Source organism: Brevibacillus sp. BC25 (assembly GCF_000282075.1).
Classification (GTDB): Bacteria; Bacillota; Bacilli; order Brevibacillales; family Brevibacillaceae; genus Brevibacillus.
Genome location: NZ_AKIX01000126.1, coordinates 1 through 9,791, shown reverse-complemented (window position 1 = coordinate 9,791; position 9,791 = coordinate 1). Strand labels below are relative to the sequence as shown.

Annotated in this window: 10 protein-coding genes and 3 tRNA genes; all 13 read left to right on the top strand. The window is 47.7% G+C overall.

Annotation, left to right across the window (positions count from 1 at the left end):
• Window positions 1-70: 70 nt before the first annotated feature.
• Window positions 71-147 (top strand) — tRNA-Asp (locus PMI05_RS27410).
• A 43-nt stretch (window positions 148-190) separates the two neighbouring features.
• A tRNA-Thr gene (locus PMI05_RS27405) sits at window positions 191-266 on the top strand.
• Between the two features lie 5 nt (window positions 267-271).
• Window positions 272-358, top strand: a tRNA-Leu gene (locus PMI05_RS27400).
• 180 nt (window positions 359-538) lie between these two features.
• Complete coding sequence (locus PMI05_RS27395) at window positions 539-1,585, top strand: NAD(P)/FAD-dependent oxidoreductase (RefSeq protein WP_007728994.1); 1,047 nt, start codon at window positions 539-541, stop codon at window positions 1,583-1,585.
• Window positions 1,586-1,744: 159 nt separating this feature from the next.
• Window positions 1,745-2,374, top strand: coding sequence for a VanW family protein (locus PMI05_RS27390; RefSeq protein WP_007728993.1), 630 nt, complete (start codon window positions 1,745-1,747; stop codon window positions 2,372-2,374).
• Window positions 2,375-2,508: 134 nt separating this feature from the next.
• Window positions 2,509-3,054 carry a hypothetical protein gene (locus PMI05_RS27385; RefSeq protein WP_039961518.1) on the top strand — a complete coding sequence of 182 codons (546 nt, stop codon included), beginning with the start codon at window positions 2,509-2,511 and terminating at the stop codon, window positions 3,052-3,054.
• 58 nt (window positions 3,055-3,112) lie between these two features.
• Complete coding sequence (locus tag PMI05_RS27380; RefSeq protein WP_007728989.1) at window positions 3,113-3,739, top strand: fumarylacetoacetate hydrolase family protein; 627 nt, start codon at window positions 3,113-3,115, stop codon at window positions 3,737-3,739.
• 301 nt (window positions 3,740-4,040) lie between these two features.
• Complete coding sequence (locus PMI05_RS27375; protein ID WP_007728987.1) at window positions 4,041-4,937, top strand: C40 family peptidase; 897 nt, start codon at window positions 4,041-4,043, stop codon at window positions 4,935-4,937.
• Window positions 4,938-5,142: 205 nt separating this feature from the next.
• Window positions 5,143-5,748 carry a TetR/AcrR family transcriptional regulator gene (locus PMI05_RS27370; RefSeq protein ID WP_007728985.1) on the top strand — a complete coding sequence of 202 codons (606 nt, stop codon included), beginning with the start codon at window positions 5,143-5,145 and terminating at the stop codon, window positions 5,746-5,748.
• A 33-nt stretch (window positions 5,749-5,781) separates the two neighbouring features.
• Window positions 5,782-7,308: an o-succinylbenzoate--CoA ligase gene (locus PMI05_RS27365; protein WP_007728982.1), complete on the top strand. Its 1,527-nt coding sequence runs from the start codon at window positions 5,782-5,784 to the stop codon at window positions 7,306-7,308.
• A gap of 10 nt (window positions 7,309-7,318) precedes the next feature.
• The gene (locus PMI05_RS27360) at window positions 7,319-7,735 is read left to right on the top strand and encodes a MaoC family dehydratase (RefSeq protein ID WP_007728980.1); all 417 of its coding nucleotides are present in this window, start codon (window positions 7,319-7,321) and stop codon (window positions 7,733-7,735) included.
• Window positions 7,732-8,778, top strand: coding sequence for a 3-oxoacyl-ACP synthase (locus PMI05_RS27355; RefSeq protein WP_007728978.1), 1,047 nt, complete (start codon window positions 7,732-7,734; stop codon window positions 8,776-8,778). Before PMI05_RS27360 ends, PMI05_RS27355 begins: the two co-directional genes overlap by 4 nt.
• A gap of 66 nt (window positions 8,779-8,844) precedes the next feature.
• Window positions 8,845-9,791 (top strand): substrate-binding domain-containing protein (locus PMI05_RS27350; protein ID WP_369751254.1); only part of this gene is annotated, 947 nt, incomplete at its 3' end.

Sequence of the window (9,791 nt, the reverse complement as noted above, 5' to 3'; positions counted from 1 at the left end):
TCGGTCGAGGACTTATCCACACACTTAGCAATCATGCGTATTCAGTTTTGAAGGAACAAACCTTCTATATGGAGCTGTGGTGAAGTTGGAGTTCACGCCGGTCTGTCACACCGGAGGTCGCGGGTTCGAGTCCCGTCAGCTCCGCCATTCTATTTTTAGAATGTGCGAATTACATAGTTTCTCGTAATGTGCCGGTATAGCTCAATTGGTAGAGCACCTGACTTGTAATCAGGGGGTTGTGGGTTCAAGTCCTATTGCCGGCACCATTTATGCGGTCGTGGCGGAATTGGCAGACGCGCTAGATTCAGGTTCTAGTGGTGGCAACACCGTGGAGGTTCAAGTCCTCTCGACCGCACCATATGGCAAACAACAGGTTCGTAAATTGGCTGATGAAGCTAATTACGAGCCTTTTTATTTTGTCTTGAATGTTGAATCCTCCTCCATTTTCCATTACAATCACATTGTGATAATGAATCTCATTTTCACTATTGCTTTTGATGATTCATAAACAAACAAGAAAGACAGTGGAGGGGTAGTTGTGGAAGAACAGTTGGAGCTGTTTGATGTAACCATTATTGGCGGTGGACCTGCGGGGATGTACGCTGCCTTTTATAGCGGAATGCGCGATTTGAAGACGAAACTCATTGAAGCGAAAGAAGAGCTCGGTGGACGAATGTTGATCTATCCAGAAAAAATGATCTGGGATGTAGGCGGTGTACCACCACAACTATGTGAAAAGTTGGTTGCCAATCTGGTGGAGCAAGCGAAGACATTTGATCCCACCATCGTGCTGGGCGAGGCGATCATTGGACTGGAGCCACAAGAAGACGGCACGTACATACTCGTTGCAAAATCGGGGAGACGGCATTGGACTCGCACGATCATATTGGCTTTGGGCCGAGGTATTTTGAAAATGGCAAAGCTGGAGATCGAAGGAGCCGAGCGTTACGAGGTGACAAATCTTCATTATACGGTGCAGGAACTGGAGCCATTCCGTGGTAAGCACGTCCTCATCTCAGGGGGCGGGGACTCCGCGGTCGATTGGGCAAACGAACTGGTGCAAATCGCAGGGTCTGTAACTGTCGTGCATCGCCGTGATGTATTTGGTGGACATGAGCGGAATGTGAAGCGGATGAAAGAGTCATCTGCGATCGTTCGCACCCCGTATGCGGTCACACAATTGCAAAGCTCAGACAAAGAAACGATCGATAAAGTGACGATACGTCATCTGGAGACGGACGAGACGGAGCAAATCGATGTAGAGGCCATCATCGTCAATCACGGATTGAAGGCCGATTTCACAGGGATTAAAGAGTGGGGCTTGGATATGGATGAGTGGAACGTGTTTGTCAGTCCTCGTCTGGCAACGAATATGCCAGGTATTTTTGCGGCAGGAGATTTTGCGAGCTTTGATAGCAAGATTACGCTGATCGCGGGAGCATTCACCGATGCTGCTGTGGCCGTAAACAGTGCCAAATTACACATAGACCCGGTAGCAGATCGGATGGCCTATGTTTCTTCCCATAACCAGCGCTTTAAAGAAAAGAACAAAGCACTCGGGGTTATCGATGAGGATGACGAGTAGAACCTGAAGTAGGACAAAAAGCCCAATATTTGCAGGTTGATTGTCGCTTTTCCCATACGTTACATTGTTAGAGGCAAGGTGTAATAACAATGACAGGCTATATAAATAGGGAACTTCACGTCAGTAAACCGATCAACAAATGTGGGAGAGGAAGTAGAAATGAAAAAAGTTCGGCATTGGCCGATCAGTATGGCGACAGTGGTCCTCGTATTCTCGCTTGGGATGAACTACGCGCCTGAGCGCGCAATGGCGTTACAAGTGGATCCGTTATCTCCTGCTATCGAGTTGCAGGAAAAGTTACAGGAAAAGTATGTGGAGAAGATGGACCTCAAGGAAGAGGAGGTTCTCGGCTTTTATTACTCATCGATGAAAGACAGCACAGATGCGCGTAAACATAACATCAAGCAAGCATTGAGCAAGCTTCATAATGAAAAAATCAAGCCGCAACAGGTGTTTTCTTTCAATGAAATAGTGGGAAATTCGAATTTGTCGGAGGATGGTTGGCAAAAGGCCGGGGTTATTCAGAACGGACAGCTCGTCGATGACTATGGAGGCGGGATTTGTCAGGTTTCCAGCACGCTTTTCAATGCAGCTGCTGAAGCGGGGATGATCATGGTGGAACGGCATAACCACAGCAAATCAGTAGGATACGTGCCAGTGGGTCAAGATGCTACAGTGGCGTATGGCTATAAGGATTTTAAATTTACCAACCTGTATGATTTCCCTGTGAAAATCAAAGCAAAATCATACGATGACGAACATGTTGTGATTGCGATCATACGTGCGTAGCTTAGAAGGAATAAAGGGGGCATCCTATGGATGAACCCTGTTTTTTTCGGTTTTTTGTAAGGAAAAAAATGGATGGTCATTTAGTTTTGAGTCATGCATTCCTGACCATACTGTTTTTAGAGGGAGGTGCCGTGATGTTCGTTCAGGTGACAGGTGATTCACACAATCAAGAGGTTCTCGTCATGGGAGAAAGGTTAGATCGCCAGCAGGATGGTTACTATCTTTTGCCCGGGAGACTTGTCCACGCATTGAAGCCACATGATTTGCCGGTAGGAATCCCATTCAAGCTCTCAGGTGCGCTGCCCTCTGGCTACGGGTTTTATCGGGAGGACTCTGTTATTTTTCGGCGGACGAATGATACTCCCTCCCTGTGGATTGATGTTACTTCTACATATATGGTTGCTGAATGGGATGGTTTGTTCTCGGTAGAAGCGACGGTTGAAGCCAGAAAGCATGTCGTGGAACAACAACAGCAGTTTGCGTTTGTCCTCTCCGAAGCGACAGAGCAGCAAGTGATTTTCCATTACGAATTTTCATGGAGCTCTGAGCAAGAGATGGATCTGGAGAGTGCGTTGGAATCCATTTGTGATACCGTGATTGAAGTAGAAGCACGAGGGAATGCACGTCTTTGGCCTGGCTATCGTAACTGCATGGAAGAGGGCGAACAAGACAAGCTGTAATACGCCGTGCAGCCATGATATAGTGAAAAAAGAGACAGCCACCAAAGGAGAGGACAAAATGGAGTCAGTCAAAAATATTTACTGTATCGGTCGCAATTATCGATTGCATGCTGCGGAGTTGGGGAACGACGTGCCAACCAGGCCAATGATCTTTGATAAGCCAACACATGCGCTTGCAATGGCAAATGGCGAGGCCGTTGAGCTTCCGGCATCTCGTGGAGAGCTCCATTATGAGACGGAGCTTGTGATTCACATCGCGAGACCGTATGAGGCTGGAGCTACACTTGACGATATGATTGACAAAATAGCACTCGGGATCGACTTTACTTTGCGGGATGTTCAGAGCGAGCTGAAGAAAGCAGGGCATCCATGGTTGTTGGCAAAAGGGTTTAAAAATTCAGCCATTTTGACGTCTTTTCATCCTTTTCCTGGTATCCATGAGCTGCACCAAACCGATTTCTCCTTGCTGAAAAATGGAGAGCAAGTGCAACGCGGCAATCTTCGTGATGTGATTTTTGATTTGGAAACCATTATTGCCTATATTTCCGAACATCTAGGCCTGGATCAAGGGGATGTCATTTACACGGGTACGCCAGCGGGGGTAGGACCTGTTACGGATGGAGATGTCCTCACTCTCAAGTGGGGAGAAGAGACCTGGGGGCAGTTTATGGCGAAAATGAAATAGGTACGAATGGAGAACCATCTTCTGACAGAAACATGCAGAAGATGGTTTTTGTTTGGGGTTCGGGCCAGCAAAATAGCCGTTTTATACGACGAAAATCACCTTTGATACCGATTTGTAACTTTTATGGTTCCATGGAACTAAGAGGTAGCAACCGCCTACGTTACTCCTTGTTTTCAGACTAGTCCCATGCTACCAATTCCATCATTGGAAAATTTTACGGTCTTATCCTCCTGTTTCCTCCTGCGCTATTCTGTCCATGTACCCAAGACGGGTGCCACAACATGACAAGGAGGAAAAGAAAGTGACGAAACGAGATTGGGTAATGAAGTCAACAGTAGCAGTCATGCTGAGTACGTCCCTGTTAATGGGTGGTCAAGCTGGAGTAGTGGCCGCTAAGACACCAGATTCAAAACAGTCAGAGGTTGCAAATATTGCTACTTCTTTGATCGGGAAGGATTACGATTACAAAGCAAAGGGACCGAAGCAATTCGGATCAGCGGAGCTGGCTACGTATGCGTACAAACAAGTAGGGATTTCCATCGGGAGCACAATCTCTAGCCTGTACAAGACTGGGACTAAAGTATCCGAAAAAAGCGTGGCGCCAGGAGATTTGGTGTTCTTCGCCTCTAGCGGAAGCGGCAGCCCAACTTTTATGGGAATATACATAGGCAGTGATCAATTCGTTTATTCTTCGAAAGGGGAAGACGAGGTAGTTGTAAAAAAATATTCGGAGTACAGTGACAAATTTGTAGGAGCACGTCGTGTTATTGATTCCTCAGAGAATACGCCTAGCAAGCCAGAAAAGCCCGCAACTAATATTGCCGACCAAGTGATTAAAAATGGTGAAAAGTATATGGGCACAAAATACAAATACGGCTCAAGCAGCAGTACAACCAGTACATTCGACTGCTCTTCCTTTACACAGCGCGTGTTTAAAGAAGCGGGCATTACATTGCCGCGCGATTCCCGCCAGCAATCTACTGTGGGGAAATCTGTTTCCAAGAGCAATCTGCAAAAAGGTGATCTGATCTTCATGAAGGCATCGGTAACCACTTCTTCTGATCGGATTACACATGTAGCTATTTATGCAGGGGATGGGAAAATCCTGCACACGTACGGTAGTCCTGGTGTGACTTATTCCAAGTACGATGGGACGAACTGGGAAAAGCGCACAGTTAAAATCAAGCGCGTCATTTAAGCATCAAATCCATTTCAGCTCTCGTGCATTCGCATGGGAGCTTTTGTACTATATATGACGTTTGTTCTCACAGATCGTTTCGCGTCAATTTCTGCCAATAGGGCAAAGGGAATCATACTGTTTTCCGTTTGCTGAAAATGAACAACGAGAAATATGTTGTAATATTTAGAATTATACATATAATAAAAACTGAGAGGTGATTCAGGTGTCAGAAAATAGTCTACCTACCCCTGTTTTGACCAAGAAAGGGCAGGAAACCCGCAAAAAGATACTGGATGCCGCAGAGCATGTGTTTGGCGAGCTGGGCTATTATGATGCGTCTATCGTCTTAATCACACAGCATGCACAGGTATCTCAAGGAACTTTTTATAATTATTTCGAGTCGAAGAAAGCGATCTATGATGAATTGATCAGGCAGCTGAGCAGGGAGCTTCGTTCTACCATCAAAGAAGCGATCATGGGAGCAACCACGCAAGAAGAGAATTTGCGCCTGGGATTTCTGGCCTTTTTTCGTTGGATCAAACATCATCGCAACATGTACAGCATTATTCAACAGGCTACGCTCGTCGATCAGGAGCTGTATCGCTGGTATTACGCCAAACTGGCAGCGGGGTACGTACGAAGTCTGAAGAACGCCATGAACGAAGGTGAGTTTCGAGAGATGGATCATGAGACGCTGGCTTATTGTCTCATGTCGATCGGACAGTTCATCGGGATGCGTTGGGTTTACTGGGAAAATGAAGACGTACCGGAAGAGGTGTTAGAAACAGCCATGTCGATGATTATGAAAGGGATTGCTGCCAAGCCGTAACCGATCCATTTTATAGGCAAAGGAGTAGAGTTCATGCACGGAATTGCTTATTGGATTGAAAAGCGAGCCCGAATCACTCCGACGCGGATCGCAGTGATTGCCAAAGATCAAGCACTTACGTATCAGCAAATGAATGAGCAGATCCAACGTCTTGCCAACTATTTACGACATGAGCTACAGGTCAAAAAGGGGGACAGGATCGGCATTTTGTCCCAAAACAGTTTGGAGTATGTGCTTCTGCTATTTGCCATCGCCAAACTCGGTGCGATTGCTGTCCCCTTTAATATCCGCTTGACCCCTGCCGAATTAGACTATCAGTTTGAGGATAGTGGTATCCGCGTGTTATGTGCCCAGCCCGAGTTTGGTGCCACCATTGAGCTGATCAAGGCAAAAGCCAGTGTTGCGCACATGATATGGCTGGAACCGGGAGAACTTCCTTGGAGCCAAGATGGTCCGAGCGAGTCATCCCAGCACAGTAGGCCCGAGGCAGATGATGGCAGTGGAGATGATCCATACATCATTTGCTATACATCAGGAACGACAGGTAAGCCTAAGGGAGCAGTGCTCACCCAAGAAAATATGTTTTGGAACGCCGTACACAATGTAGCCGCGCTTGATCTCACCTCAGAAGACTGCTCGATCGTCTTATTGCCACTCTTTCATATCGGGGGAATCGGACTGTTTGCCTTCCCTACATGGCTTGCTGGCGGACGCGTCGTTGTCGCCGGGAAGTTCGACCCTGATAAAGCGATTCAATTAATTGAAACACACCGCGTCACCATCGTGATGGGTGTGCCCGCCATCCATGAAGCCATTCGTCAAAGTCCCTTATTTGCTACCACATCATTCGATTCCGTCCGTTGGTTTTACAACGGCGGCGCTCCATGCCCCATGGAACTCATCCAGAATTTTCAGGAGCGAGGCCTCCCTTTTGGACAAGGATACGGCCTGACAGAAACATCCCCCACCGTGTTTATGATTGCGAAGGAAGATGCAAAAAGAAAAGCTGGCTCAATCGGCAAGCCCGTTATGTTTTGTGAAGTCCGCCTGATCTCGGATGACGGAAAAGACGTGGGTCAGGGCGAAATCGGAGAACTGCTCGTCAAAGGTCCGAATGTAATGAAGGAATACTGGAACAGACCAGAAGAAACAGCCAAGACCATCAGGGATGGGTGGCTATACACAGGGGATTTGGCACGTTTTGATGAAGAAGGGTTCGCCTATATCGTAGGCAGGCGCAAAGAGATGATTATCTCAGGCGGGGAGAACATTTATCCGCTGGAGCTGGAACAGGTCATCGGCGAGCTGGATGGCGTTCAGGAAGCTGCAGTCGTCGGTGTACCCGATGAAAAATGGGGAGAGGTCGCGAAGGTGTTTATTGTGCCAAAATCAGGTGTCGTCATCACAGAAGCACACATCAAAGCGCACTGTGAGCAAAGACTGGCGAAGTATAAAATCCCGAAGTCATTCGTGTTTTTAACCGAGCTGCCACGCAATGCAACCGGGAAAATCATCAAACAAGCATTGACCAGATTGAAGAGTGATTCCATTACGCAATGAGGTGATTCGCATGGCGAGATTTGCAATAGGGGAGCAAGCATCTTTTAGCAGAACGATTACGGAAACAGATATCGTCCTATTTGCGGGAATGAGTGGGGATTACAATCCGGTGCATATCGACCAACAGTACGCAAAAGACACGCGATTCGGCCAGCGTATCTCACATGGACTGTTGACGGCGAGCATGTTGTCCAGATTGCTCGGGATGCAGCTGCCTGGCATCGGTTCCATTTATAAAGACCAGACCATTCAGTTTACGGCTCCGGTATTGATCGGAGACACGATCACTGCGACCGCCACTGTGCTGGAATATCAGGAAGAGCGGGGCATCATCCGATTGCTTACGGAATGCACGAATCAGCATGGAAAAGTAGTTCTGACTGGAACAGCGACGATGCTCGTACCGAGGGAAGGAGCGAAAGTATGAATCATTTTGAAGCGAATACGATCCACGAGCAGACCATCGGAGTGGAAGCGACGTCCGTATTTTTCCCGGAGGGAGTAGAAACAGCTGAGCGATTGGCTGAAAAGACCGGAATCCCCACGCGAGTCATTATCGAAAAATTCGGTCTATACCAAAAGCATGTCGCAGATGACACCCTTCATGCATCAGACCTCGCTGTTCTCGCTGCCCAACAGCTGACCGATTCGGTGATCGATCCATCTGAGATTGACGTAATTATTTACTTCGGTAGTCCGCACAAAGATTACTATGTATGGTCCAGCGCACCGAAGATTACATACGAACTAAAAGCGACAAACGCATATGGTTTCGAGATGATGAACGTCAGCTCGTGCTTTCCAATTGCCTTGAAGGTAGCCAAAGATATGCTGACGGCAGATGCATCCATTGAAAACATCTTGCTGGTTGCTGGCTGTAAAGAATCACAAATCGTCGATTACGACAATCCTCGCTCGCGCTTCATGTTTAATTTTGCAGATGGGGGCACAGCGGCTCTCGTAAAGCGTGGTGCGACAAAGAGCAGAATTCTCCACAGCTGTGTGATTACCGATGGTTCTTTTCACGATGATATAAGGGTTCCCGCCGGCGGCTCTAAGCAACAACCTAGTCATGAAACGGTGGAAAACAGACTCCACTACATCGATGTGCCGAATCCGAGCGATATGAAAGAACGACTTGATCCCATCTCGATACCGAACTTTGTCCATGTGGTAGAGCAGGCATTGGCAAAAAGCAATCGTTCCTTGCGGGATTTGAAGCTGCTGCTTCCTTTGCACACAAAGCGTTCGATGTTCTTGGAGTTGTTGGAACGATTGCAACTTAGCGAGGAGCAGGCCGTCTATCTCGATCATTACGGGCATTTGTCTGCACTCGATCCGTGTATTGGACTTCATGTCGCACAGCAAGAGGGACGTCTTGCCCCAGGGGATATTGTCGTAGCTGTCAGTGCTGGAACTGGATATACGTGGGCTGCAACAGTACTGGAATGGTTAGCCGAATCGCAATGACATTTTGACTCTTAAGGAGGAACGGGCGTGAAAAAAAGAGGATGGAAAATGTTGCTCCCGCTAGCGATGTCTGTCGTGCTTGTTGTTGGTTGCAGCCAAAATGAAAGCGCTTCATCTGATGGTGGTAATACGATTAAGGTCGGCGTACTCGCTTCGCTCACGGGGCCATTGGAGAGCTACGGAAAGCAGACGGCGCGAGGTTTTGAGCTCGGACTCGATTATACAACAGAGGGCAAGCGAGAGATCGCTGGCAAAAAGATCGAGTTCGTCGTGGAGGATACGGAGACGAAGCCGGATGTTGCCGTCCAAAAAGCGACGAAGCTCCTGGAGACCGACAAAGTAGATTTTCTCGTAGGCTCCTCTAGTTCAGGCGATACGCTGGCTGTCCTTCCCCTGGCAGAAGAGTACAAAAAAATCATGGTCGTAGAACCGGCTGTAGCAGATAGTATCACCGGGAAAAACTGGAACAAGTACATTTTCCGCACGGGTCGAAATTCTTCGCAGGACGCAGTTGCTGGCGCAGCGGCGATTGCTTCCAAAGGAACGAAGATCGCGACGATGGCTCAAGACAGCGCCTACGGTCGAGAAGGGATCGAAGCCTTTAAGACCGCGGCTGAAAAATTAGGGGCAGTCATTATCGAAGAACAATACGTTGACACGAACACGACTGATTTTACAGCCAACATCCAAAAAATTATTAGCGCCAAACCCGAATATGTGTTCATCACGTGGGCAGGCTCAAACTCCCCGTGGAAACAGCTTCAAGATATGCAGGTTCAGCAAAAAGGCATCAAAGTATCCACGGGAGCACCTGATATCGCTGCCTTGAAAACGATGGAGGCAATGATCGGAATGGAAGGTTTCTCGGTGTATTACCATTCGCTCCCGAAAACGAAAATGAACGACTGGCTCATCGATGAGCACAAGAAACGTTTTAATGGCGAGATTCCAGATTTATTTACGGCAGGTGGGATGACGGCAGCCGTAGCGATTGTGGAAGCATTGAAAAAGTC